This window comes from Pseudomonas sp. N2-3-1-14 (genome assembly GCF_041228395.1).
Lineage (GTDB): Bacteria > Pseudomonadota > Gammaproteobacteria > Pseudomonadales > Pseudomonadaceae > Aquipseudomonas.
This window is the reverse complement of sequence record NZ_CP166199.1, coordinates 707,630-733,316: the sequence shown is the minus strand read 5'-3', so window position 1 is coordinate 733,316 and position 25,687 is coordinate 707,630. Positions and strand designations below refer to the sequence as shown.

At 60.9% G+C, this 25,687-nt stretch carries 23 protein-coding genes and 2 pseudogenes; 12 read left to right on the top strand and 13 right to left on the bottom strand.

Features of this window, described 5'->3' with window-relative positions; genetic code table 11:
* Window positions 1-89 precede the first annotated feature (89 nt).
* Complete coding sequence (locus AB5I78_RS03345) at window positions 90-980, bottom strand: esterase/lipase family protein (protein ID WP_369301543.1); 891 nt, start codon at window positions 978-980, stop codon at window positions 90-92.
* Between the two features lie 78 nt (window positions 981-1,058).
* A pseudogene (locus AB5I78_RS03340) lies at window positions 1,059-1,274 on the bottom strand (NAD(P)H-dependent oxidoreductase); the annotation flags it as partial.
* Between AB5I78_RS03340 and AB5I78_RS03335 the strand changes: the two are divergent.
* Window positions 1,263-1,523, top strand: a pseudogene (locus AB5I78_RS03335) (LysR family transcriptional regulator); the annotation flags it as partial. The pseudogenes AB5I78_RS03340 and AB5I78_RS03335 overlap by 12 nt on opposite strands.
* A gap of 98 nt (window positions 1,524-1,621) precedes the next feature.
* On the top strand, window positions 1,622-2,152 hold the full coding sequence (locus AB5I78_RS03330) for a bacterioferritin (RefSeq protein ID WP_106577657.1): 531 nt from the start codon (window positions 1,622-1,624) through the stop codon (window positions 2,150-2,152).
* A gap of 687 nt (window positions 2,153-2,839) precedes the next feature.
* Here the strand turns inward: AB5I78_RS03330 and AB5I78_RS03325 are convergent.
* Complete coding sequence (locus AB5I78_RS03325; RefSeq protein ID WP_262210658.1) at window positions 2,840-4,906, bottom strand: AsmA family protein; 2,067 nt, start codon at window positions 4,904-4,906, stop codon at window positions 2,840-2,842.
* Between the two features lie 368 nt (window positions 4,907-5,274).
* On the opposite strand from AB5I78_RS03325, the gene AB5I78_RS03320 reads away from it, so the two are divergent.
* Both AB5I78_RS03320 and AB5I78_RS03315 read left to right on the top strand, forming a co-directional pair.
* Window positions 5,275-5,646, top strand: coding sequence for a hypothetical protein (locus tag AB5I78_RS03320; protein WP_106577655.1), 372 nt, complete (start codon window positions 5,275-5,277; stop codon window positions 5,644-5,646).
* Between the two features lie 151 nt (window positions 5,647-5,797).
* Window positions 5,798-6,430, top strand: a complete 633-nt coding sequence (locus AB5I78_RS03315) for a TetR family transcriptional regulator (protein WP_145160221.1) — start codon at window positions 5,798-5,800, stop codon at window positions 6,428-6,430.
* A gap of 5 nt (window positions 6,431-6,435) precedes the next feature.
* On the opposite strand, the gene AB5I78_RS03310 is transcribed toward AB5I78_RS03315, so the two are convergent.
* Window positions 6,436-6,906 carry a C40 family peptidase gene (locus AB5I78_RS03310; protein WP_369301545.1) on the bottom strand — a complete coding sequence of 157 codons (471 nt, stop codon included), beginning with the start codon at window positions 6,904-6,906 and terminating at the stop codon, window positions 6,436-6,438.
* A 339-nt stretch (window positions 6,907-7,245) separates the two neighbouring features.
* Here AB5I78_RS03310 and ureE point away from each other — a divergent pair, with 339 nt between their 5' ends.
* The 5 genes from ureE (at window position 7,246) to AB5I78_RS03285 (ending at window position 10,959) form a co-directional block, all read left to right on the top strand.
* Window positions 7,246-7,746, top strand: a complete 501-nt coding sequence (ureE, locus tag AB5I78_RS03305) for an urease accessory protein UreE (RefSeq protein ID WP_145160215.1) — start codon at window positions 7,246-7,248, stop codon at window positions 7,744-7,746.
* Complete coding sequence (locus AB5I78_RS03300; protein ID WP_369301547.1) at window positions 7,743-8,417, top strand: urease accessory protein UreF; 675 nt, start codon at window positions 7,743-7,745, stop codon at window positions 8,415-8,417. The genes ureE and AB5I78_RS03300 overlap by 4 nt, the downstream gene beginning before the upstream one ends.
* A 26-nt stretch (window positions 8,418-8,443) precedes the next feature.
* The gene (gene ureG, locus AB5I78_RS03295) at window positions 8,444-9,058 is read left to right on the top strand and encodes an urease accessory protein UreG (protein ID WP_017849719.1); all 615 of its coding nucleotides are present in this window, start codon (window positions 8,444-8,446) and stop codon (window positions 9,056-9,058) included.
* A gap of 25 nt (window positions 9,059-9,083) precedes the next feature.
* Window positions 9,084-9,656 (top strand): HupE/UreJ family protein, encoded by a 573-nt coding sequence (locus AB5I78_RS03290; protein ID WP_369301549.1) that lies wholly within the window; start codon window positions 9,084-9,086, stop codon window positions 9,654-9,656.
* Between the two features lie 181 nt (window positions 9,657-9,837).
* Window positions 9,838-10,959 (top strand): AGE family epimerase/isomerase, encoded by a 1,122-nt coding sequence (locus tag AB5I78_RS03285; RefSeq protein ID WP_369301550.1) that lies wholly within the window; start codon window positions 9,838-9,840, stop codon window positions 10,957-10,959.
* A gap of 120 nt (window positions 10,960-11,079) precedes the next feature.
* Here AB5I78_RS03285 and AB5I78_RS03280 read toward each other — a convergent pair whose 3' ends face one another.
* The 9 genes from AB5I78_RS03280 to AB5I78_RS03240 form a co-directional block, all read right to left on the bottom strand.
* A complete protein-coding gene (locus AB5I78_RS03280) occupies window positions 11,080-11,985 on the bottom strand; it encodes a cation diffusion facilitator family transporter (RefSeq protein WP_369301552.1) in 906 nt (301 codons plus the stop codon).
* 197 nt (window positions 11,986-12,182) lie between these two features.
* Window positions 12,183-12,947: an SDR family oxidoreductase gene (locus AB5I78_RS03275; protein WP_064450434.1), complete on the bottom strand. Its 765-nt coding sequence runs from the start codon at window positions 12,945-12,947 to the stop codon at window positions 12,183-12,185.
* Between the two features lie 823 nt (window positions 12,948-13,770).
* Complete coding sequence (locus AB5I78_RS03270; protein WP_145160205.1) at window positions 13,771-14,487, bottom strand: ABC transporter ATP-binding protein; 717 nt, start codon at window positions 14,485-14,487, stop codon at window positions 13,771-13,773.
* Window positions 14,484-15,359 (bottom strand): ABC transporter ATP-binding protein, encoded by an 876-nt coding sequence (locus AB5I78_RS03265; protein WP_369301553.1) that lies wholly within the window; start codon window positions 15,357-15,359, stop codon window positions 14,484-14,486. The genes AB5I78_RS03270 and AB5I78_RS03265 overlap by 4 nt, the downstream gene beginning before the upstream one ends.
* Entirely contained in the window at window positions 15,356-16,633 is a 1,278-nt protein-coding gene (livM, locus tag AB5I78_RS03260; protein WP_145160201.1) for a high-affinity branched-chain amino acid ABC transporter permease LivM, read from the bottom strand. Before livM ends, AB5I78_RS03265 begins: the two co-directional genes overlap by 4 nt.
* Window positions 16,634-16,635: 2 nt before the next feature.
* Window positions 16,636-17,550, bottom strand: a complete 915-nt coding sequence (locus tag AB5I78_RS03255) for a branched-chain amino acid ABC transporter permease (protein WP_053254074.1) — start codon at window positions 17,548-17,550, stop codon at window positions 16,636-16,638.
* Between the two features lie 209 nt (window positions 17,551-17,759).
* A complete protein-coding gene (locus AB5I78_RS03250; RefSeq protein ID WP_145160199.1) occupies window positions 17,760-18,896 on the bottom strand; it encodes a branched-chain amino acid ABC transporter substrate-binding protein in 1,137 nt (378 codons plus the stop codon).
* Window positions 18,897-19,282: 386 nt separating this feature from the next.
* Window positions 19,283-20,566 carry an NAD(P)/FAD-dependent oxidoreductase gene (locus tag AB5I78_RS03245; RefSeq protein ID WP_369301557.1) on the bottom strand — a complete coding sequence of 428 codons (1,284 nt, stop codon included), beginning with the start codon at window positions 20,564-20,566 and terminating at the stop codon, window positions 19,283-19,285.
* A gap of 171 nt (window positions 20,567-20,737) precedes the next feature.
* On the bottom strand, window positions 20,738-22,228 hold the full coding sequence (locus AB5I78_RS03240) for an aldehyde dehydrogenase family protein (protein ID WP_242198994.1): 1,491 nt from the start codon (window positions 22,226-22,228) through the stop codon (window positions 20,738-20,740).
* 153 nt (window positions 22,229-22,381) lie between these two features.
* Here AB5I78_RS03240 and AB5I78_RS03235 point away from each other — a divergent pair, with 153 nt between their 5' ends.
* The 3 genes from AB5I78_RS03235 to nadE all read left to right on the top strand — a co-directional run bounded on the left by AB5I78_RS03235 (window position 22,382) and on the right by nadE (window position 25,529).
* Window positions 22,382-23,269 carry a LysR family transcriptional regulator gene (locus tag AB5I78_RS03235; RefSeq protein WP_242198992.1) on the top strand — a complete coding sequence of 296 codons (888 nt, stop codon included), beginning with the start codon at window positions 22,382-22,384 and terminating at the stop codon, window positions 23,267-23,269.
* Between the two features lie 214 nt (window positions 23,270-23,483).
* Window positions 23,484-24,698: a nicotinate phosphoribosyltransferase gene (gene pncB / locus AB5I78_RS03230; protein WP_065900159.1), complete on the top strand. Its 1,215-nt coding sequence runs from the start codon at window positions 23,484-23,486 to the stop codon at window positions 24,696-24,698.
* Between the two features lie 3 nt (window positions 24,699-24,701).
* Window positions 24,702-25,529, top strand: a complete 828-nt coding sequence (gene nadE / locus AB5I78_RS03225) for an ammonia-dependent NAD(+) synthetase (RefSeq protein ID WP_145160191.1) — start codon at window positions 24,702-24,704, stop codon at window positions 25,527-25,529.
* Window positions 25,530-25,687 lie beyond the last annotated feature (158 nt).

Below are 25,687 nucleotides of genomic sequence, written 5' to 3'. Positions count from 1 at the left end.
GCTCCCACCGTTGACCGAGTTGCACATTTGGAATGTGATCGAATGTGGGAGCTGGCTTGCCTGCGATGAACGATAACGCTGTCCGCCTGCTAAACCCCCGCCGCCTTCAGCCGCTGCGCATGCTCCACAAACAAACGAATCGGCTCCGCCCCCTTGCCCACCAGCCCCATCGACTGGTTGACGATGTCAAAGTGGTCCAGCGGGTAGTCATCGCCAATCACCAGCCCCAGGTGTGAGCTGTAGCGCCCGACCATGCCGTCGCACTGGCCCTTTTCGCGCACAAAACTGCGCGCAAACAACCGACAACTGCGGTTCGTGCCGTCCAGCAGGTTACGTCCGCGATCGGTCTTGCCCGGCTGCAAGGTGCCGGACCACGAGTAATAACGCACGCCGTTGACCACCTCGGCGCCCTGCCCGCCCCATGTTGACGGCAAACCCTGGGGGAACTGACGGTTGAACAGCGCCACACCTTCGCAGGTCAGGGACTGGTGCGAGGCCTGCACATCCACCTTGAAACGCGGCCCGCGATAGCCGGTTTCAAGCACGCCCATCACCCAGGCAGCCACATGCAGCACCGCGCTCACGAGCCGGCCCTTCCAATGGTCTGCGCGGTAATGAACCTGAAAGTGGTCTGCCAATTCCGAGCCATGGTTAGGCCCGGCCACCGATGTCACCGACGCCACCCATTCCGGGCGCCTGGCCGCCGCGTAACGTGCCGTCAGCGAGCCCTGGCTGTGCCCGATCAGGTTGACCTTTTCGGCACCTGTTTCCCGGCGAATGCGCTCGATCTGGGCCAGCAATTGCTCACCGCGCACCTCACTGGCGTTCAGCGGCGCCACCTGCACCGGGAACACCTGCGCGCCGCCCGCCCGCAGCGCCGGAACAATGCCATACCAGTAAGGGAACAGCCCCAGGCGCACAAAGCCCAGCATGCCGGGCACCAACACAAGCGGGTAACGCGTGGCGAGGGATTCGTCCATGCAGCGGATATCCTGATCGGAGAGGCGATACGGTCATCCTAGACCACACGAGATGACCGCCCCATGACCGCTGGCGCTTTAGAAATGCCCCGCCAGGTCGCGCAGCTGGCGCTCGGCTTCCTCACAAGCACGCAGGAACACGCTTTTGTCCGACTCTTCACCTTCGGCGGCGATCACCCGAATGTCATCGATGCCGATGTAACCCAAGGCCGTGCGCAAGTGCGGGTCGGCATGGTTCATCGCCTCGTTTTCGCTACCGGGGCCAAACCCATTGCCGCCGCGGCGGGTATCGATCTGGTGATTCGCTACAGCCTCGGCGACTACCCGGACCTTTACGGCCAGTGTCTGCTCGATGAGTGCTTTGCGGTGTATGGCGCGCCTGACGTGGTCGCGCGGGCCAGCGCCGACGTGCCGACGCTGATCAGCGTGCAAGGGGCCGGTTACAGTGCGCTCTGCGTGCCGGGCCGTGAGCGGCATCCGCCGGTGCGCGCGTTTTTCCAGTGGGTGCAGGCGCAAGCGAAGCTGTCCGGCCAGGCACTTTAAAATCCGATAAAACTTTTTGCGTCGCGCAGCACTCACAACTTGGAGCGATCACGCCGGCAGAGCGTGGCGTAAAACCGGATTAGCACCAGGAGATTGAGATGACTGAAGCACATTTGACTGACGTTGCGACCCTGCGCTCACGCGCCCGCCAGAACGTCGAAAACGGCGCCGTCACCGAAGGCTACGACGCTGACCGCGAAGAAATCATTCGCCTGCTCAACGCGTCGCTGGCCACCGAGCTGGTGTGCGTGCTGCGCTACAAACGCCACTACTTCATGGCCACCGGCCTGAAAGCCAGCGTCGCGGCCGATGAGTTCCTGGAGCACGCCACCCAGGAAGCCGAGCACGCCGACAAACTGGCCGAGCGCATCGTGCAACTGGGCGGCGAACCGGAATTCAACCCCGACCTGCTGTCGAAAAACTCCCACGCTCAATACGTGGCCGGCAACAATCTGAAGGAAATGGTTTACGAAGACCTGGTAGCCGAGCGCATTGCGGTGGATAGCTACCGCGAAATCATCCAGTACATCGGCGACAAAGACCCGACTACGCGTCGCATCTTTGAAGAAATCCTGGCCCAGGAAGAAGAACACGCCGACGACATGGCGGATATTCTGCAGGACCTGTAACCCGCCATACCGCTAAACCCTTGTGGGAGCGGGCTTGCTTGCGATAGTGCTGTGTCAGTTGATGAAGATGTCGACTGACTTACCGCTACCGCAGGCGAGCCAGCTCCCACATTTGGTTTTGGGTTTTGGCAGTTACTTTTTCACTGTTTTCAGCGCCTGACGGGGCGGATTTTTGTCAGCGCTGTAACCCGCCACACCGCCGAACCCCTGTGGGAGCGGGCTTGCCCGCGAAAGCGCTGTGTCAGTTGATGAAGATATCGACTGATGCACCGCTATCGCAGGCAAGCCAGCTCCCACATTTGGTTTTGGGTTTTGGCAGTTACTTTTTCAGTGTTTGCAGCGCCTGGCAGGGCGGTTTTTTGTCAGCCCTGTAACCCGCCACACCGCCGCCCACCTGTGGGAGCGGGCTTGCCCGCGATAGCGGTGGATCAGTCAATGAAGATGTCGACTGAGCCACCGCTATCGCAGGCAAGCCAGCTCCCATATTTGGCTTTGGGTTTTGGCAGTTACTTTTTCAGTGTCCTCGGCGCCAGGCTGGGCGGTTTTTTGCCAGCCCTGTAACCCGCCACACCGCCGAACCCCTGTGGGAGCGGGCTTGCCCGCGAAAGCGGTGGACCAGTCAACAAAGATATCGACTCAACCATCGCCATCGCCTGCAACCCCGCTCCCACATTTGGGTTTCCTCAGCTACTTCACGGTTTTCGGTGCTTTGCCTTCCTTCATCTGCTGCAGCAGCGGTGCGCACTGGTTCGGCTCATCGCCGCTCGGTGCTACCAATGCCAGCAACCCTGCGGCTGGGCCGGCGATGACGCCCAGTGCGACCATGCCGGCGCCGCGCAGGGCCAGAGGAATGGCTTTCACGCCCGCATTGGGCTTGATGAACGGCCCGTTGACGTAAAGCGGCGAACGCAGGGAGAACAGGCGAAAGCCCTTCGACTCCGGTGTGATGGTGAGATCCAGCTGCTCGGTCGCCATGTTCGCGGTGCCGTCGATGTAGATGATCGCGTTTTCAGTATCGAATACAAACAAGCGAGTCGTGGCCAGGCCAGTCTTGATGCCGAAGTCTGCGGCCGCGCAATTGATCTTCACTTCCTTGTCGCCAAACAGGCGGCCCACCACGTAGTTGCCCACGTTAAGCCCGGCAATTTCCATCAGCCCACGGCTGATCGCGCCATCGTTAATGAGCATTTTCAGGTCGCCGTTGGACGTGCCCAGCAGCGCCGCCACGGAATTGCCGCGCCCGGAAATGTCCGCGTCGCCGTTGAGTTCACCGAAGCTGGTTTTCATCGGTTCGAAGGTTGGGAACAACTGCTTGAGCTTGAAGTTACGCGCGGTGAGTTTGGCGCGACCTTCCATCGGCACGGTGCGGCCGTTCAAGCGAATCTGCGCATCCAGCTTGCCGCCGGCGACGCCGAAACGCAGGGGTTCCAGGCTGAGTTCGCCGTCATTGAGCACCAAGTGGGTGTAGAGATCGGTGAACGGCAATTCGGCGCTGTGCACGATGCGCTTGCCGGTGAACTCCACGTCAGCGTCCATCTCGCGCCAGCGCTCGGTGCGGAATTCTTCCACCGGCAGCACTTTGGTGGCCGGTTGCTTGCTTTCACCACCGCGGGCTTTTTGCTTGGCGTTGGAGTCGGCGCCGATCAAGGGCGCAAGGTCCGCCATCAGCAATTGGTTGGAAACCAACGCGCCACTGAGCTTGGGCCGTGGCTGGCTGGCGACGTAGGCCAGGTTGCCATGGATGTCGCTGTCGCCGATCTTGCCGTTGAAGTTTTCGTAGCGGAATGACGCGCCGCTGGCTTCATGCAGTTTGGCGATCAGGTGGCCGTCAGTGGAATAAGCCGGCGAGTCTGGCAGCGTCACGCCGGTCAGTGGGTACAGGTTGCCCAGGCTGCTGCCGGCGAGTTTCAGGCGCAGGTCCAGGGCGCCAAGGTTCAGCGGGTCGGTCAGGGTGCCGGCCAGCGCAATGCTGGTGTCGGCGATTTTCACCTGGGCCTGCAGCGGGAACGGCTTGGCCGCGTCCTGCAAGGCGAGCAGGCCGCCGATCTTGCCAGTGCCCTCGAGTTTCTGGCCGTGGTACTGGCCTTTGACCTTGAGGCCGAACGCGTAGTCCTGTGGCGCCGAGCCTTTTTCCAGGGCCTTCTTGGCATCGGCGTCGCCGACGATCTCGCCGAAGGGAATCGGTTTGCCCAGCGGGTCAATGATCACGTCCAACTGACTCTTGAGTGTCTGGTCGTCCAGGGTCACGTGGCCCTTGTCGAAGCCGATGGCACCAATGTCCACCACCCAGCTGGACGGCTCGGCGTTGGGGTCTTTGGGATCGAACTTGAAGGTCCAGTTGGCGCGACCGTCGGCCAGGCGCTGCAAGTCTGCACTCGGCTCGGTGAGGTCGATACGTGGAATCACCACACGCTGCGCCAGCAGCGCCAGCGGTGAAATGCGCAGTTCCACGCGTTTGAGCGTGACCATCTGCGGCTTTTTCGACCAGTCCGGGTTACCCAACGTCAGGTCTTCGGCAATCACGTGCGGCCATGGAACCCAGGCTCGCCAGCCGCCTTCATCGGGCTCACGCGCCCACACCACCGCCAGGTTGCCATTGATGGCAAAGGGGCGATGCAGCTCTTCGGAGACCTTGGCATTGATCGGCGGTTTTAGACGGTTCCAGTCAAAGAACACCAGCACCAAGACCACCACGGCGATTAACAGAACGAAGCTGGCGCAGCTCCAAGCGACGATTTTACGAGTGCGCGTCATTGCACAGGACTCCTGGTTACGACTGAGGGTGCGCGTTGCCACGCACCTTTTGACTACAGCTTATAAGGCTACGACTGACAAATGGCGTGGGGGTTTAGCCCAAGTACGAATTCCTAGCAAAAAAAGCGACTCCTCCTACAGCTCGAATCGACCAAACCATCAACAATGCACCGGTGTTACCCATGAACGGGTCGAAAATACCCACCATGGTGCAAAACCGCGGGCTTGAGAGGCGCGTTCTAGAGCCTCTGATGGGAACAATCAATTCTGTTGATTATTACCATTGTGTTTATGAACTTTTATATCGACTTATCGAGAGTAGCATTAGCCCTGTACCCACTTTATCGCCCTCCCAAGGAGCAACCCTCATGAAACGTCAAATACTCGCTACCGTTCTGCTGTCTGTCCTGGCTTCCAGCGCCTTTGCCCTGCCCGCCACTGAACAAGCAACCCCACAGAACAAAGCTCAAGCCGTTCAATCCAGCCAAACCCTGGCTCGCAGCGGTTCGCAAGAAGACGAAAACCGTGACTACGCCAAAGGCGCCGTTGCAGAAAATGGTTCGGAACACGCCAACAAACGTGCTTACACCGAAGGCGTTGCTGAAGGTGGCCGTGATCGCCTTGAACAGAAAGGTCTGGTAGAAGGCGGTGCTGAACAAGCCAACAAACGCGCCTACACCGATGGCGTTGCCGAAGGCGGTGCTGATCGTCTGCAAGAACTGCATCAAGCACAGAGCTAAGCCCGTGGTGGCCGAGAAAAAAGCCCGATCAGCCGATCGGGCTTTTGCTTTTTTATAGACTGCCTCACACCTCACTCCCGCCAAGTTCGACGCCGACGAAGCTGTTTTGCTAGAGTGCGTCGCTGTACTTGCCGACAAAGTCCGCCCGCCGATGCTGCCCCGCGCTGAACAGAAGCAACAGACCCGCCTCGCCTTGATGGACGCAGCCCGCCATCTGATGGAGTGTGGCCGCGGGTTCGGCAGCCTGAGCCTGCGCGAAGTGGCCAAGACCGCCGGCATTGTGCCAACCGGCTTCTATCGCCATTTTGACGACATGGATCAGCTGGGCCTGGTGCTGGTAAGTGAAGTCGGCCAAACCTTCCGCGCCACGATTCGCCTGGTACGCCACAACGAGTTCGTGATGGGCGGCATCATCGACGCGTCCGTGCGGATTTTTCTGGATGTGGTGTCGGCCAACCGATCGCAATTCCTGTTCCTGGCCCGCGAGCAATACGGGGGCTGTCTGGCCGTGCGCCAAGCCATCGCCGCCTTGCGCGAAGACATCACCAGTGACCTGGCGGCTGACCTCACGCTGATGCCCAAGCTCCAGCACCTGGACGCCGAAGGCCTGCACGTGATGGCCGACCTGATCGTCAAAAGTGTATTCGCCACCCTGCCCGACATCATCGACCCGCCGGCCCATGCCCTGCCCGCCCACCTCACGCCCCAGGCGAAAATCACCCAGCAATTGCGCTTTATCTTCATCGGCCTCAAGCATTGGCAAGGCCTGGGCAGCACCGAGTAAGCCGATCAGCCCGCCGCGTGAAAGCGTTTGGCGGTGGTGTAGTGCTTTTTCCAATAGAAGCTGCTCAACGAATCGATGCGCACGCGTTTGCCGCTGCTGGGCGAATGGATAAATTTGCCTTTGCCCACATACAGGCCGACATGGCTGACCTGCCCGCTGCCATTGCCCTTGAAAAACACCGCATCGCCCGGCTTGAGCGCGGCTCTCTGAACCGTCGCGGCGCTTGATCGGTGCATCTGCGTTGTCGTGCGCGACAGGCGGATATTGGCCTGGGTCTTGAACAAATAGACCAGCAAGCCGCTGCAATCGAACCCCTGGCCGACGCTGGTGCCGCTGCCGTTATAGGGTGTACCGAGCAACGCATGGGCGCGGTCAATAACACGCGTGATCGACGCGTCAGGCAGGGCATTGGCCGCAACCGTGTCTGCGGCGCACCACAGACCGAGAATGACCAGACACGTAAAGCCTTTGAACATGATCGACGCCGCGGTGGATTAAGGACGGCGAATATCCTAATGAAACAGCGCCGAGCTTCTTGAACGCCCTATCCGGCGTTCGTGTAGGTCAATTCCTGGAAAAATACAGCGCGAATCAGATGAAGGAAATTTCACGCGGCGCGCTGCGGATCTCAACGCAAAACGCCCACATCCGGTGCTATAAATCCTGTCACGCACCAACAAGAAGCACTATCAGAATCGACTGACGCCCTATTCGGTGGCACGCCGGTGCTTGCCTACAAGGATTTCCCACGCGCGTGCGTGATTGGCAAGCACCTTGCTCTAGCACTCTTATCGCTCATAGCTGGAAGCCTCCTGATGCTGGTGATCCACCGCCGAATCGCACCTCAACCTCTCTGGGCCGCTGAGCTGCTGCTGAATTTCGAAGCACGCAGCAAAAGCCGGCTGCGCTGTTTCAGTGCCGACGGCGAAGACGTCGGCCTGTTTCTGGAGCGCGGTCAGCCGCCGTTGCATGATGGTGAGTGCCTACAGGCTGAAGACGGACGCGTCGTACGCGTCGTCGCGCGCCCTGAACAACTGCTGCACGTCACCTGCAGCAGTGCGTTTGAATTGACCCGCGCCGCTTACCACCTCGGCAACCGCCACGTCGCCCTGCAAGTCGGCGACGGCTGGCTACGCCTGCTGGATGACTACGTGCTCAAGGCCATGCTCGAACAGCTCGGCGCGCAGACCGAAACCCTCGAAGCGCCGTTCCAACCGGAACACGGCGCCTACGGCGGCGGCCATCACCATTCGCGCCATGGCGACGAAGACTTCAACTACCCGCCCAAGCTGCACCAGTTCGGCGTACGTCCATGAACCCAGCCTGGGCGCTGTTGCGTCTGGCCAGTCCGCAATTGCCGATTGGCGGCTACAGCTATTCCCAAGGCCTGGAAATGGCCGTGGAAAATGGCCGCGTCAATGATGCCGCCAGTGCCCGGCGCTGGATTAGCGACCAGTTGCTGCTCAACCTGGCGCGCTTCGAAGCGCCCTTGCTGCTCGCCCATTGCCGCGCGGCGGCGGACCAGGACTGGCCGCGCCTGACACAGTTGTGCGAAGAACACCGCGCCAGCCGCGAAACCCGCGAGCTGTACCAGGAGAGCCGGCAAATGGGCTACTCCCTGCAGCAACTGCTCAATGGTTTGCCGGAACTGGACGCCTCCGCACGCGCATTTGTAGAAAGCTGCGCCGAACCGCACCTGGCCCTGGGCTGGGCGTTGGCGGCCCGCGCGTGGCAGATCAGCCCGAATGACGCCCTCGCCGCCTGGCTGTGGAGCTGGCTGGAAAACCAGCTCGCCGTGCTGATGAAAACGTTGCCGTTGGGCCAGCAGGCCGCCCAGCGCCTGACCAGTGAGCTGCTGCCGTTGCTGCAGCAAGCCCAACAGGACGCCGGCCGCCTGGACTTCAACTCTTTTGGCAGCGCCGCGTTCGGCCTGTCTCTGGCGTGCATGGCCCACGAGCGCCAGTACAGCCGCCTGTTCCGTTCCTAAGCCCTTTTACTTCTGTGGAGAAGCACATGAACACACAACCTTTGCGCGTCGGCATCGGCGGCCCGGTGGGCTCCGGCAAGACGGCCCTGACCCTCGCGCTGTGCCTTGCGCTGCGCGATCGCTACAACCTGGCCGTGGTGACCAACGACATCTACACCCGCGAAGACGCCGACTTCCTGGTGCGCAACCAGGCCCTGGCGCCGGAGCGCATCATCGGCGTGGAAACCGGCGGCTGCCCGCACACGGCGATTCGTGAAGACGCCTCGATCAACCTCGAAGCGGTGGACCAGCTCAACCGCCGCTTCCCCGGCCTGGACCTGATTCTGGTGGAGTCCGGCGGCGACAACCTGTCGGCCACCTTCAGCCCTGAACTGTCAGACCTGACCATCTACGTGATCGATGTGTCGGCCGGCGACAAGCTGCCACGCAAAGGCGGGCCCGGTATTTGCAAATCCGACTTGCTGGTGATCAACAAGATCGACCTGGCCCCGCTGGTCGGCGCCTCGCTGGAATTGATGAACAGTGACACTCAACGTATGCGCAACGGTAAGCCCTTTGTGTTCAGCAACCAGAAAACCGGCGTCGGCCTGGATGAAATCGTCGCCTTTATCGAACGTCAGGGCTTGCTGACCGCAGCCTGATACCACCCTGAAAAGGAGCCTGTTCATGGGTCTCAACAAACTTCTCGCCACCGCAGCCTTGCTGCTCACCCCGGCCCTCGCCTTCGCTCACCCCGGGCATGGCGGTAATGGGCTGGTCGCCGGCATCAGCCACCCACTGGGCGGCATCGATCACTTACTGGCCATGGTCGCCGTCGGCCTATGGGCGGCGCAGCAAAAAGGCAACGCACGCTGGGCGCTGCCTTGCGCCTTCGTCGGCACCATGTTGATTGGCGGCCTGTTGGGCTTTGAAGGCCTGGAGCTGCCGGCGCTGGAAAGCGGGATCGCGGCTTCGGTGCTGGCGCTGGGCCTGGCCGTGGCGCTGGCGGTGCGGCCGCCACTGTTCGTCGCGGTGGCTGCAACGGCGTTGTTTGCACTGTTCCATGGCGTGGCGCATGGCTTGGAGCTGCCGGACATGTCCAGCCCTTGGGCGTATGCCGCCGGTTTTGTCGGCGCGACGGCGGTGTTGCACGCGGCCGGGTACGCGGTGGTGCGTTTCCTGCCGGCGGCGGCTGCGCCGTTGGTGCGGGTGGCCGGGGCGGCTTCGGCGGCCACGGGGGTTTGGTTGCTGGCGGGCTGATTTGCGGCGCTGCTGAAGGCCTCTTCGCGAGCAGGCCCGCTCCCACATTCGACCGCATTCCAACGCCAGGACGCGGTTAAATGTGGGAGCGGGCTTGCCCGCGAAAGCGGTCTCAAAACCACCATCCATCCCAAGCCTGCTACCATGCGCGCCTACACCCCTGCCGTGACGACGCCAGCCGATGCCCACCGCTCCAAGTTCCGCCTCCCAGCCTTCGTTGAATGCCGTGCTCACGCACTTCCATGACCTGATCGTGCCGCTGTGGCAGGGCCCGGGCTGGAATGCCGAGCTGGCGTTGCCCTATGAGGCGCTGGACGCCAATCATCAGCCTTTGCCCCCGCAACGCTACCGGGCCATGGCCTGCGCGCGGCAGCTGTACCTGTTCGCCAGCCTGATCGGCGAGCCGCGGGCGGCGTTTGCCGAAGAGCGCGCGGCGGCGCTGTTTCGCTCCCTGCAACGGCACTTTCACGACGCCGAGCACGGCGGCTGGTTCTACAGCATCGACGCGCACGGCAAGCCGCTGGATAAGCGCAAAGACCTCTACACCCACGCCTTCATCATCTTTGCCTGTGCCCACTACTGGGCCAAAGTGCGTGAGCCATTGGTGGAATCGGTGCTCAATGCGGCGCTGGCCGTGGTCGCCGAACGCTTCGCCACAGGCGACGGCCTGTACGAAGCGGTATTGGAACGCAACTGGTCATCCCTCAAGTCCGGCCCCCTGCAAAACCCGCTGATGCACTTGGCCGAAGGCTTTCTCGCCACCCTGGCCGTGCGTGAAGACGCCGTCACGCAGGACGCACTGCTGGACCTTGCCACGGCCATGCAGAAGCGCTTCATCGACCGCGAGCACGGCGTAATGATGGAGAAACCACTGGGCGCTGTGGATAACTGGTTTGAGCCCGGCCATCAGTTCGAGTGGTTCTATTTGCTGGAGTCCTCAGACGTGTTGCGCGGCACGCCACTGCACGCCTCGCTGACGCGAGCGTTTGCCTACGCCGAGCTCAAGGGTGTGGATAAATCGAGCGGCGCGGTCAGCGGCATGCTCGCTCTGGACGGCACGGTGCGCGATGGCACTCAACGGATCTGGGCCCAGGCTGAATACCTGCGCGCGCTGACCTTGCGGCCCGCCAGCGAGGCAGTGCTGCAACGCCAATTGCTGGCGCTGCAACAGCACTTTTTGCATGACAAGGGCTGGCATGAATGTCTGGATGCCCAGGGCGTAGTGAGCCGACGGGACATGCCGTCGACCACGCCGTATCACTTGGCGACCTGCTATCAGGGTTTGATCCAGTATCTAGGCTGACTTTCAGGGCCTCTTCGCGAGCAAGCCCGCTCCCACATTCGGCCGCATTCCAAGGGTTGGCCGCGGTCAAATGTGGGAGCGGGCTTGCTCGCGAATGCCTCACCTCGGTCTATCTGCCTGTTAGGCAATCCACTTGCGATCCCCGGTAAAACTGATTGTCAGCCAGCGCGCCGCATCCGGCGTGCCCAGCGCTGTGGATATCTCTTCGCGCAGCGCGTCGAGGGTCGCGACGTTGCCCACCGGGTAATCCGCCGGCAGCACCACATGAATCTCGATAAACCGCGCCCGCCCGTGCTTTTGCACGTAGGACTCGTAGTCGTCGAAACCATGCTTGGCTTGCGCCGCCTCCATCACTTCGCGCACCTTGTCGTCCAAGTGATCCGGGGCAATCCCCAGCACTTCGCGCAAGGCCGGACGCAGGATCTTGAACGCCGGCGCCAGCATGCTCAGGGCCAACAGGATCAAGATCAGCGGGTCCACATACACCGCCCACTCGTCATACCCCTGAGACTTGAGCAACAGCGCGGCGAGAAAGCTGATCAGCAAACCCACCGAGAGCATCGCGTCCACCAGCCAACTGATGTTGTCGAACTGGATCAGCGAAGATTTCAGTTTGCGATTGCGGTAGCGCACGTAGAAGAAGTAGGCGAATTCGACGACGGTAAACACCGCCGCATAAACGATCACCAGCCCCAACTCGATCTCGCGCCCGCCATTGATAATGCCGAACACGCCGTTGAGAAACGCGTAGATGGCGATCAGCAGCAAAAAGCTGCCTTCGATCAGCAATACCATTGGCTCCAGGTGCCAATAGCCGAACTGGAAACGCTCGTTGCTTTTCTTGGCGATCAGCTTGGCCGTGATCAGCATCAACACCTTGATGGCGGTGGCGATCAGCGAGAAAAAGCCGTCGAACAGAATGGATTGGGCGCCAGATATCACACCCGTGACAATCCCGGCGATCGCTACCGCGAACATCAGGATGGTCGATTGTTTGAGCAGTGCCTGCTCACCTCGGTTACTCACATTTCCTCCCGTCAAAACCTTTAAACCGCACAGTGCGGAGGGGTTTTCAGGGGTGGAGTGTACCTTATGCCGTGTTTTGGCCGATTTGACGCCATCGGGGGCAAGCCCCCTCCCACATTTGACCGCATTTCAAAGTTGAAACTCGGTTGAGTGTGGGAGGGGGCTTGCCCCCGATGGCAGCGACTCGGTCTTAAGCCTTACTTGGCCCCACGCTCAATCGCAAACCCAGCCCAGGTCTGGCTCACCGGCATCAGCTCCAAGCGGTTGATATTCACGTGCGCCGGGGTGTTCAGCACCCAGAAGATGGTGTCGGCAATGTCCTGCGGCTGGATCGGCTCAGCACCGGCGTAGGTCGCGTCGTAACGCGCCTGGTCGCCGCCAAAGCGCACCAGCGAGAATTCACTCTCGCACAGGCCTGGTTCGATGTTGGTCACGCGCACGCCGGTGCCTTGCAGGTCGCAACGCAGGTTCAGCGAGAACTGCTTCACGAACGCCTTGGAGCCGCCATACACGTGGCTGCCCGGGTACGGGTAGCTGCCGGCGATGGAGCCCAGGTTGATGATCCCGGCGCCACGGCCGTGAGCGATCAGGCGCGGCAGCAGCAGGCTGGTGGTGGTCAGCAAGCCTTTGATGTTGGTGTCGACCATGGTTTCCCAATCGTCGAGGCTGCACTTGGGCGCAGGGTCAGTGCCCACGGCCAGGCCGGCGTTGTTGATCAGCCCGCGCAGCTTGGCGAACGAAGGCGGCAGGTTGGCGATGGCGTCTTCCATGCCCTTGCGGTCACGTACGTCCACGACCAGCCCGTGCACTTCAGTCTGCTTGGAAAGCTCTTCGACCAGTGCATTCAAACGGTCGGCACGACGGCCGGTGAGCACCAGTTTCCAACCGGCGTCGGCAAAACGGCGGGCGCAGGCTTCGCCGAAACCTGAGGTTGCGCCAGTAATAAACAGCGTGTCGGACATGGTGTTCTCCTTGCGGGCATCTGGGAAAAAAGTTGCCAGCAGAATGCCCTTACGCCGCGATTGCGGCAACCGCTGTGCACACACCTTCATGTACAGCTGGTCAATTTTTAACCATCTCGAGCGAGGCCTTATAAACCGTGGTCTGCAGCCATATGCGCGCAGGTTATCCACAACTGCGCCCACAGTCTTTGGGGGCAAGTGCAAAAAGCCAAAAGCCGCTGTGTACAAGGCCTGCAGGCAGTTTTAGAAAGTTTTTTGCTTGACCTTGGACGGGCCGTATGTAGGCCCGGTTGACAGATGCAAATTCGAACGATGGCTCCAGGCCAGTCATTCCGGCCTCTGCGGCCGTCTTTCCAGAGTTTAGTCACAGACTTATCCACAGGCCCAGGCAACATAAATCGGTCATATACCTGTGTCTTTAAACAGGTTGACAAAGCGCTCGACAGGGCCCGAAAAAACCGCTGATCAATAAACAACCACCGCGCTGCAAGCCACGGTTTTAAAGGCGTTCAGCCAGGTACTCCCACGTTACCCACAGCCGGTTCCACAGCGGATGGGGACAAGTCAAAACTGTGACAAAACAGGGATTTGCGGCGGCTATATGTCGCGCTTTGGAGGGTGGCTGGATTTGTTTTCCACAATTTGGCGGGAAGCCTGTGGCCCCCCAAAAACAAATGTGGGAACCGCCTTTATGTAGGAGCCGGGCTTGCCCGCGATAACATCACCTCGGTTTGCCTGACAGACCGAGGTGTTCGTATCGCAGGCAAGCCAGCTCCCACATTCAAGCCGCTTCCCACATGGGTGATTGCATCAAGCCTTCAGATCAGTGCCCGCCGAGGTAGGCGTTGCGCACTTCCTCGTTCACCAGCAACTCCTTCCCAGTGCCGGTCAGGCGAATCTCGCCGTTGACCATCACATACGCCCGGTCCGACAAGCGCAACGCATGGTTGGCGTTCTGCTCCACCAGGAAGATGGTCATCCCGGTCGCCGCCAGTTCACGCAAGGTCGCGAAGATCTGCTTCACCACAATCGGCGCCAGGCCCAGGCTCGGTTCGTCGAGCAGCAACAGCTTGGGCCGGCTCATCAGCGCGCGGGCGATGGCGAGCATTTGCTGCTCGCCGCCGGACATGGTCATGGCGCGCTGGGTGCGGCGCTCCTTGAGCCGCGGGAACAACTCGAACATGCGCTGCATGTCTTCCTGCGCGTATTTGTCGCCAATCGGGATGGTGCCCATCAGCAGGTTTTCCTCGACGGTCATGTCGGGGAACACCCGCCGCCCTTCCGGCGACTGCGCAATGCCGTTGGAGGCGATGTAGTGGGACGACTTGTGGGTAATGTCGACGCCGTTGTAGAGGATCTGCCCGGACTCGGCGCGCGGTTGGCCGAAAATCGACATCAGCAGCGTGGATTTACCCGCGCCGTTGGAACCGATCAGGCTGACGGTTTCGCCTTCGTTGATGTGCAGCGAGACTTTTTTCAGGGCCTGGATCGGGCCGTAAAACACGTCCAGCTCCTTCATTTCGAGGATAGGTGCACTCATACCAGCTCCTCTTCGTCGGCGCCCAGGTAGGCGGCAATCACTTTCGGGTCGTTGCGGATCGCGTCCGGGCCGCCTTCGGCGATCACGTTGCCGTGGTCGAGCACCACGATGTGGTCGGAAATACTCATCACCATGCCCATGTCGTGTTCGATCAGCACCACCGTGATGTCGTGTTCGTCGCGCAGCAGGCGAATCATCGCGCTGAGCGCTTCGGTTTCCTGCGGGTTAAGGCCGGCTGCCGGTTCGTCCAGGCAGATGATCTGCGGCCGGGTGCACATGGCACGGGCGATTTCCAGGCGGCGCTGCTGGCCGTAGGAAAGCTCGCCGGCCAGGCGGTTGGCGCAGTCCACCAGGTCGACCACTTCCAGCCAGTAGAAGGCGTGGTCGAGCGCATCGCTTTCGGCCTTGCGGTAGCCCTTGGTGTTGAGGATGCCGGCGAGCATGTTGCGGTTGACCCACATGTGCTGAGCCACCAGCAAGTTCTCCAGCACCGACATTTCCTTGAACAGGCGAATGTTCTGGAAGGTGCGCGCCAGCCCGGCACGGTTGACCAGGTGAGTGCCGCCAAACATCTTGTAGTAAACGCGGCTGAAAAAGCTTTTCGGCGACACAAAGTCGGTGACCTTGAAGCGCTCGCCCAACAATTGGATCACGTTGGTCTGCTTGCCGCGGATGTTGAGTTGGATCTTGCCGCCACTGGCCTTGTAAAAACCGGTCAGGCAGTTGAACACCGTGGTCTTGCCGGCGCCGTTGGGGCCGATCAGGGCGAAGATCGAGTTGCGTTCGACCTTGAGGCTCACATCGCTCAAGGCCTTGATGCCACCGAAGTGCATCATCAAATGTTCCACGGACAGGACGACTTCCTTGCTCATGGCGCCACTCCTTTACGTGGGGTCACACCGGTACGGCTGATGCGAATCAGGCCGCGCGGCCGCCAGATCATCATCACCACCATCAACACGCCAAACAGCAGCACGCGGTACTCCGAGAAGCTGCGCAGCAACTCGGGCGCGACGGTCAATACGAACGCCGCAATCACCACGCCGACCGTCGAGCCCATGCCGCCCAACACCACGATGGCCAGGATCAGTGCCGACTCGAAGAAGGTGAACGACGATGGGTTGACGAAGCCCTGGTAGCTGGCGAAAAACACCCCGGCCAGACCGGCCGTGGACGCGCCGATGGTGAACGCCGAGAGCTTGACCAGCACGTGGTTCAGGCCCATGGAGCGGCAGGCGATTTCATCTTCGCGCAAGGCTTCCCAGGCGCGGCCGACCGGCATGCGGGTCAGGCGATGCTTGATGTACAGCACGGCCAGCACCACCAGGAACAGCACGATGTAGATGAACATGAACTTGATGTTGGGGTTGTAATCGATGCCAAAGAACTCGTGGAACGGAATCCCACCGTCCTTCGCCTTGCGCCCGAATTCCAGGCCGAGGAAGGTCGGCGAAGGCACCGGCATGCCGTTCGGGCCGCCAGTGAACGACAGCCAGTTATTGAGCACCAGGCGAATGATTTCACCGAAGCCCAAGGTCACGATGGCCAAGTAGTCACCGTGCATTCGCAGCACCGGGAACCCGAGTATGCACCCCGCCAGCGCCGCACAGATGGCCGCCAAGGGCAGCACCGTCCAGAAGCCGAGGCCCAGGTATTGATAACCCAGCGCCAGGCCGTAGGCACCGATGGCGTAGAACGCCACGTAACCCAGGTCGAGCAGACCGGCCAGGCCCACCACGATGTTCAGGCCCAGGCCGAGCAAAACATAGATCAACCCGAGGATGACCACCGTGAGCAGGTACTTGTTGGCGAAGATCGGGAACACGATGGCGATCACGATCAGTGCCGGGATGATCCAGCGCAGCCGCGACTTGTAGTCCGGCGGCAGTACGTGCACGCCAGAACCACTGCTCTCGAAACCCTGCAGAATCTTCAGGCCCTTGGGGGTTTGCAGGAACAGGCTCAAGGCAAAACGCCCGGCCATCACAATGGCGACCAATACGGCCACGCGCGCCGGTTGCAGGTTGAAGCTGTAGCCGTCGAGGACCACGCCGACGATCGGACCGAACACGATCAACGAAATCAGCCCGGCGAGGACCGTATCGACCACACTTTTTTTGATATCAATCGATTTGGCAGCAGACATGTTTACACCTTCGCCACGAGCGGACGACCAAGCAGGCCCTGAGGACGGAAAATCAGAATCACCACCAGCAGGGAGAAACTGAACACGTCTTTGTAGTCAGAGTTGATCAACCCCGAGAACAGCGACTCGGAGATGCCCAGGATGATCCCGCCGAGCATGGCCCCAGGCAGGGAGCCGATACCGCCGAGTACCGCTGCGGTAAACGCCTTGATGCCGATGATGAAGCCGGCGTAGAAGTCGAACGTGCCGTAGTTGAGGGTAATCAGCACGCCGGCCAGGGCCGCCATCGCTGCACCAATCACGAATACGTAGGAAATCACCCGGTCGGTGTTGATGCCCAGGATCGAGGCCATCTTGCGGTCTTGCTGAGTCGCGCGGCACATGCGGCCGAGCTTGGTGTATTTGATGATGTAGGTCAGCAGCCCCATGCCCAGAAACGCGGCCACCAGGATGAACACCTTGGTGTAGGTCAACTGCACGAACCCACTGCCGATATCGACGCGCCAGGCGCCGGCCAGCAGGGTTGGAATGCCTTGTTGTTTCGCGCCCTGAGCGATCTGCGCATAGTTTTGCAGGATCAGGGAGATGCCGATGGCGCTGATCAGCGGTGCCAGTCGGGTGGAGTTGCGCAGCGGTTTGTAGGCGACACGCTCGATGACCCAACCGTAAACGCCGGTGACGACCACGGTGAATATCAGGGTGCCGAGAATGAGCAGCGGGAAGGATTCGATGCCGAAGTAAGCCAGCAGTGCCAGACTGATCGCCGCGAGGTAAGCGGAAATCATATAAACCTCGCCGTGGGCGAAGTTGATCATGCCAATGATGCCGTAGACCATTGTGTAGCCGATGGCGATCAGGCCATAGACCGACCCGAGGGTCAGGCCATTGACCAGTTGCTGCAGGAAAATACCATCCATAACGCAATCTCACGCGGTGAGAGACTGCACACCCGCCAGTTGCCGGTGTGCGGCTCTTCTTGGAGGAAAAAACAGACGTCCATCACAACACCATTCCCCTGTGGGAGCGGGCTTGCTCGCGAATGCGCTGGGTCAGTACACACACCTGCTACTGACAGACCGCTTTCGCGAGCAAGCCCGCTCCCACATTGGATCTGTGGTGCTCAGCCTTACTTCTGCTTTTCCAGCTGGTGGTATTTGCCGTCTTTATCCCACTGGTAAACCACGTAGTCGGAGATCTTCAGGTCGCCCTTGGCGTCCCAGTTTTTCTCGCCCATCACGGTTTTGACCGGGTGCGATTTCAGCCACTTGGCCGCGTCTTCGCCTTTATTGGACTTGGCGCCGTTGAAACCGGCGGCCAGGGCCTGGATCGAGGCATAGGCGTACAGGGTGTAGCCTTCAGGCTCGGTGCCGTTTTTGCGGAACTCTTCCACGACGGTCTTGCTGTCTGGCAGCAGGCGCGGGTCGGCGCCGAAGGTCATGTAAACGCCGTCTACGTATTGCGCGCCGCCCGCGGTGGCGACCAGTTCGTCGGTCACGATGCCGTCATCGGACATGAACTTGACGTCCTTGAGGCCCGCTTCACGGATCTGGCGCACCAATGGACCGGCTTCAGGGTGCAGGCCGCCGAAGTACACCACATCAGCACCTGTGGAGCGGATTTTGGTGACCAGGGCGCTGAAGTCTTTCTCGCCACGGGTCAGGCCTTCTTCCAGCACCGGCTTGACGCCACGTTTGGTCAACTGCTGAGCGGTGGCGTCAGCCAGACCTTTGCCGTAGGTGTCTTTGTCGTTGATCACCGCGACTTTCTTGCCCTTGAGCACATCGACAATGTAGTCGCCGGCGACGATGCCTTGCTGGTCGTCACGCCCGCACATACGGAACACCGCGCCCAGGCCACGTTCGGTCACCTGTGGGTTGGTGGAACCCGGGGTGATCATGATGATGCCGGCTTCGTCGTACACCTCGGAGGCCGGGATGGTGTTGGAGGAGCAGAAGTGCCCGACCACGCCGATCACTTTGTCCTGGTCTGCCAGACGGTTGGCGACGGCCACCGCCTGCTTCGGCTCGCAGGCGTCATCGCCGGCCACCAGCTTGAGTTGCTCGCCGTTGATCCCGCCGGCCTTGTTGATCACATCGGCTGCCGCTTGGGCACCCTTCATGTACTGCTCACCGAAAGCTGCGTTGGCGCCCGTCATCGGCCCCGCTACGCCAATCTTCACATCAGCTTGAACAAACGCAGAAACACCCAGCGCCGCTGCAACGGCGAGGGCCAGAAAACCTTTCTTGTAAAACGTCTGGGACATGAGTGGTGCTCCGAGGTTTTTGTTTATTGGCACTACGATTTCACTGCGAACCTTCAACTGAAACTTTCAGGGAAAGCCCAGAGCAAGCCGCGTGCCATTACTTTTTTATTCTTCAAAAAGACACGGTGTCATTGTTATTACAGGCGTTTCGACTCCTTTTGCCAGCACGTGCAACCGTCTAGCACCGAGAGGTGCAACCGACGGAGCAAAAAAGTACAACCCTGGCAGGTCGCACCTGCAACCAGACGGATAAACGACAGTTCCTACGCCTGTAACAATGTGCGTAACGGAACTGCACATTTACAGTGCGTGTTTGCTACGACTTGCACCAATACAGATTAGTAGCCTGCTAAGAAAATGCAGGCTTCTGACAGGTATTTCGCTGATCAGATCACGATCCGCAGGCATTGGCCCGCGTGATACAGCGAAAATCCGGCTTCATACAGGCAACTGCGCAAGCCCACCCCGGCCAGCGGTTGCATCGGTGCGAAGGGAATCGGCAAGGCTTGGGCATTCTGGTGACACAAATAGTCGGCAAAGGCCTTGCCCACCACGCTGCCGGTGGTCACGCCGCGCCCGTTATAGCCGGTCACCGCCACCAGGCCCGGCGCGGGTTCGAACAGACGCATCAGGTGGTCCGGGGTGAAGGCGATGCAGCCGGTCCAGGTGTATTCCCACTGCACCGATTTGAGGTACGGGAAGTAATGCTGCTGCACCCGATCGGCCCACGCCTTGAGGAACCAGGCGGGTTTCTGATTCCCGTTGCCCAGGCTGCCGAGCAACAGGCGGCCGTCCGCATCGCGGCGGATGCTGCTCAACACCTGGCGTGTGTCCCACGAGCCCTGCCCGCCAGGCAGGATCTGTTGGGCAGCGTCGTCCGTCAGCGGCGCCGAGGCGACCTGGTAGTAATAGCCTGGGAAGAAATTGCGCCGCAGCTCAGTCCATTCGCCTTCGGTGTAGGCATTGGAGGCGATCACCACTTGTGCAGCCTGCACCGAGCCCTGCGCGGCTTGCACCGACCAGGTTGCGCCCTGGCGCTCCAGCCGGGTGACCGGGGAATGGTCGAAAAGCTGCCCGCCCAGGCCAACCGCCGCATTCGCCAAACCACTGGTGTAGGCCATCGGGTTCAAGGTGCCCGCACGCCGATCCAGCAGTGCGGCGGCGATCTTTTTGGTGCCGGTGGCGTGTTCGCAGGCTTGCCCGGTCAGCAATTCAACCGACGCGCCACGGCGCTTCCATTGTGCTTCACGACTGCGTAAATCCGCCTCGCCACGGGCGTTGTGCGCCATGTGCAAGGTGCCCTCGCGGCGCAGTTGGCAATCGATGCCGTACTTGTCGATCAGGCTGAACACCAGTGACGGTGCTGCGCCCAACATGCGGTTGAGCTGGCTGCCCACCGCCTCGCCGAAACCGGCTTCGATCTCGTCCGGGGGAATCCACATACCGGCATTCACCAGCCCGACGTTACGCCCCGAACCGCCATGGCCGGTGCGATGGGCCTCCAGCACGGCAACGCTTTTACCTTGCTCCAGCAAATGCACGGCTGCCGACAACCCGGTGATCCCGGCGCCGATCACGCACACATCGACCTTGACCTCGCCCTTGAGCGCGGCCCGGTCCGGGCGGCCAGGGGTAAGGTGTTCCCACAAACATGCTTCGCGTAATGCCATTGCCAGACTCCGATGAGGCCTAACAAACCACTTTTCCGAACTGCAAATGAGGTCAAATGTGGGAGCGGGCTTGCTCGCGAAAGCGGTGTGTCAGTCAACAGATATACAGCTGATCCACCGCATTCGCGAGCAAGCCCGCTCCCACATTTTTAACCGCGTTTCGACAGGGATTTAGTCGAAGGTAATGCCCTGCGCCAGCGGCAACTCCAGCGAGTAATTCACGGTATTGGTCTGGCGACGCATGTAGCCGCGCCACGCATCCGAACCGGACTCGCGCCCGCCGCCAGTCTCTTTCTCACCGCCAAACGCGCCACCAATCTCCGCACCGCTGGGGCCGATGTTGACGTTGGCGATGCCGCAGTCGCTGCCCACCGCCGACATGAACTGTTCGGCTTCACGCACATCGGTAGTGAAGATGCACGACGACAGGCCTTGCGGCACGGCGTTGTTCAAACGCAGGGCTTCGGCAAAGTCGCTGTAGCCGATCACATACAGAATCGGTGCGAAGGTTTCGGTGCACACCACGTCGCTTTGCTCAGGCATTTCCACAATCGCGGGCGACACGTAGTAGGCATTCGGGAATTTATCTTCCAGCTGTCGCTTGCCGCCGAACACCTTGCCGCCTTCGCTCAAGGCCTGCTCCAGGGCGTCCTGCATGTTTTCGAAGCCGTGTTTGTCGATCAGCGGACCGATCAGGTTGCCTTCCAGCGGGTGGCCGATGCGCACCTTGGAATAGGCCGCCTTGAGGCGGGTGACGATTTCTTCTTTGACCGATTCATGCGCGATCAGGCGGCGCAGGCTGGTGCAACGCTGGCCGGCGGTGCCGACGGCGCTGAACAGGATGGCGCGTACGGCCATGTCCAGGTCGGCGCTTGGGCCGAGGATCATTGCGTTGTTGCCGCCCAGTTCGAGAATACTGCGGGCAAAACGCGCGGCGACCTTGGGCGCCACTTCGCGGCCCATGCGGGTGCTGCCGGTGGCGCTGATCAATGCCACGCGCGGGTCATCGACCAGCGCGGCGCCAGCGTCGCGGCCACCGATGATCACCTGGCTCAGGTACTCGGGCGCATCGGTGAATGTTTTCAGCACACGCTCGAACAGCGCCTGGCACGCCAGCGCGGTGAGCGGGGTCTTTTCCGACGGTTTCCAGATCACGGCGTTACCGCACACCAGCGCCAGCGTGGTGTTCCACGCCCACACGGCCACCGGGAAGTTGAAGGCGCTGATCACGCCGACCACGCCCAGCGGGTGCCAGGTTTCACGCATGTGGTGGCCCGGGCGCTCGGAGGCGATGGTCAAGCCGTACAACTGGCGGGACAGGCCGACGGCGAAGTCACAGATGTCGATCATTTCCTGCACTTCACCCAGGCCTTCCTGGGTGATCTTGCCGGCTTCCCAGGACACCAGCTCGCCCAGGTCTGCCTTGTATTCGCGCAATACGTCGCCGAACTGGCGCACCAGCTCGCCACGACGCGGTGCCGGCACCTTGCGCCAAGCCTCGAATGCATGCTCGGCGCGACTGACCTGTTGCTCCACCTCGGCGGCGCCTTCCCAGTGCACGCTGCCGATACGGCTGCCGTCGATCGGCGAATGCACGGGTTGTTTACCCGACTGGTATAGCGCCGGGCTCACCCCGAGACGATCAAGCAATGCGGCAACCATGGGTCACTCCTTCAATTTCAAACAGAAAATTCGCGCCGCCACAGACACGGCGATCCAGGCCTTATTTGTAGCTGGCCCAAGACTTGCCAACAAACGACGATTAGGCGAGATATCATTCCGTTTATTCATGCAAAGAATAAAAAGAGGCGTGCCGTGCTGAACAAAAGACATTTGCCCTCGATCACCGCCCTGCAGTGTTTCGAAGCCGCCACCCGCCACCTGAGCTTCACCCGCGCCGCCGAGGAACTGAACCTCACGCAAAGCGCGGTGAGCAAACAGGTCGCGCAGTTGGAAGAGTTGCTGCAACACCTGCTGTTTCGCCGGGTGCGCCGCCGCTTGCAGATGACCCCGGCGGGCGATTTGTACTTGGTGGAAGTGCGAAAAATCCTCACACAGGTGGAGATGTCCACCCATTACCTGCGCTCCTACGGCGGCGAGACCGAAGTGCTGCGGGTGTCCACGCCCTACACCTTCGGCGCGCGCTGGCTGGTGCCGCGCCTCAAGGGCTGGCGTTTGCGCCATCCGCACATCCATTTGGACCTGTGCAACGAGCAGGAACCGGACGAATTGCTGCAAGGCAAGGCCGACATGGCCTTCTACTTCGGCCAGGGCTCACGGCCCGGCACCGAGAGCCTGAAATTGTTCAGCGAAGAACTGGTACCGGTGTGCGCGCCGGAAAGCCTCCCTGCGCAGCCGTTCACCGACCCCACGCAACTCAGCGACCTGGTGCTGCTGCAGAACGCCTCGCGGCCCCAAGGCTGGCATGACTGGTTCGCCAGCCAGGGTTTCCACACCGAACACAGCTACCACGGCCCGCGCTTCGACACCTTCTATATGTGCATTCGCGCGGCGCAAGTGGGCTGCGGCGTGGCCTTGCTGCCGCGCTTTCTGGTGGAAGAAGAATTGGCCGAGGGCAAGCTGGTGATTCCCTGGCAGCATGCGTTGCCCAGCCAGGATGCGTATTACCTGGCGTATCCGGAGCATTCGGCGGAGGTGCCCAAGGTGCGCGATTTTGTGAAGTGGATGATGGAACAGGTTTAGAGCTTTTTTGGCTGCACCACCGCCATCGCAGGCAAGCCAGCTCCCACATTTGGAATGCATTTCAAGTGTGGGAGCTGGCTTGCCTGCGATAGGGCCAGTGGCCATTCCGAAAAAATCACTGGCAAAACCCCACGGGTCTATGCGCCACTAGCGCCATTCCTTAATAGTGCGTAAAGGTCGGCGCCCATCGTCGACCCGTCTGGAGATTCCCGTTATGAGCGAGAGTGTGTTTGCCGATCGCATCGTGCAGAACTTGCTCGACACCGACTTCTACAAGCTGACCATGATGCAGGCGGTGCTGCACAACTACCCGAATGTGGAAGTTGAATGGGAGTTCCGTTGCCGCAACAGCGAAGACCTGCGTCCATACCTGGCGGAAATCCGCTACCAGATCGAGCGCCTCGCCGAGCTGAGCCTGAGCCCGGATCAATTGGGCTTTCTGGAGCGCATCAGCTTCATGAAGCCGGACTTTTTGCGCTTCCTGGGGCTGTTCCGCTTCAACCTGCGCTATGTACAAACCGGCATCGAAAACGGCGAGCTATTCATTCGCCTGCGCGGGCCGTGGCTGCATGTGATCCTGTTTGAAGTGCCGATGCTGGCCATCGTCAGCGAAGTGCGTAACCGCTACCGCTACCAGACCGTGATCCTCGAACAGGCCCGCGAGCAGCTGTACCGCAAATTCGACTGGTTGACCGCCAACGCCAGCAGCGACGAGCTGTCGGAGCTGCAGGTGGCCGACTTCGGCACGCGCCGGCGCTTCTCGTACCGGGTGCAGGAAGAAGTGGTCAGCGTGCTCAAGCACGACTTCCCAGGCCGCTTCGTCGGCACCAGCAACGTGCACCTGGCCCGCGAATTCGACATGAAGCCGCTCGGCACCATGGCCCATGAATGGATCATGGCCCACCAGCAACTCGGCCCGCGCCTGATCGACAGCCAGATCGCCGCGCTCGACTGCTGGGTCCGCGAATACCGAGGCCTGCTGGGCATCGCGCTGACCGATTGCATCACCACCGATGCCTTCCTCGGCGACTTCGACTTGTACTTCGCCAAGCTGTTCGACGGCCTGCGCCACGACTCCGGTGACCCGGTGCAGTGGGCAGAAAAGGCCATCGCCCACTACCACAAGCTCGGCATCGAGCCGATGAGCAAGACGCTGGTGTTCTCTGACAGCCTGTCGCTGCCCAAGGCCCTGGAGATTTTCCGCGCGTTGCGCGGTCGCATTAATGTCAGCTTCGGCATCGGCACCAACCTGACCTGTGACATTCCAGGGGTTGAGCCGATGAGCATCGTGCTTAAAATGACGGCCTGCAATGGCCAGCCCGTCGCGAAAATCTCTGATGAAGCGGGCAAGACCCACTGCACCGATCCGAATTTCGTCGCCTATTTGCGTCACGTTTTCAAAGTACCTGCCCTTTCCAGCAAGGAGTGAATCATGCAAGCCGTACAGCGTGAGATTGCGCAGCAGCTCAAGGTCCAAGCCCCGTTCAAGGACCAGGCCGCCCTGGAGGCCGAAGTTGCCCGCCGCGTGACCTTTATCCAGGATTGCCTGCGCAATTCCGGGCTCAAGACCTTGGTGCTGGGCATCAGCGGTGGCGTCGACTCCCTGACCGCAGGCCTGCTGGCCCAACGTGCGATGCACGAACTGCGTGCCAGCAGCGGCGACGCGGCCTACCGTTTCATCGCCGTGCGCCTGCCTTACGAAACCCAGTTCGACGAAATCGACGCTCAGGCTTCGGTGGACTTCATCGAACCGGACGAGCGCCACACTGTGAACATCGGCCCGGCGGTCAAATCCCTGGCCAATGAAGTGGCGGCCTTTGAAGGCAAGGCGGCGGTGTCGCGTGATTTTGTACTGGGCAACACCAAGGCGCGCATGCGCATGGTGGCGCAGTACACCATCGCTGGCGCGGCCGGTGGCCTGGTGATCGGCACCGACCATGCGGCGGAAGCGGTCATGGGTTTTTTCACCAAGTTTGGTGATGGTGCCTGCGATTTGGCGCCGCTGAGCGGGCTGGTGAAAAACCAGGTACGTGCGATTGCTCGACACTTTGGCGCGCCGGAATCGCTGGTGGAGAAGGTCCCGACGGCCGACCTCGAAGACTTGTCGCCAGGCAAGCCGGACGAAGCATCCCACGGCGTGACGTACGCCGAGATTGATGCCTTCCTGCACGGCGAGCCAGTGCGTGAAGAAGCGTTCAAGATCATTTGCGACACGTATCGCAAAACCGAGCACAAGCGGGTCATGCCCTTCGCGCCGTGATAAGTGCTTTTTTTGGCGAGCAGGCCTGTTGTGGCGAGCGGGCTTGTTGTGGCGAGCGGGCTTGCCCCGCGTTGGGCTGCGCAGCAGCCCCAGTAAGCCAACCGCGGTAATTCAGTGACACTGAGTTGCAGGTATTTGCGGCCGCTGCGCAGCCCAAC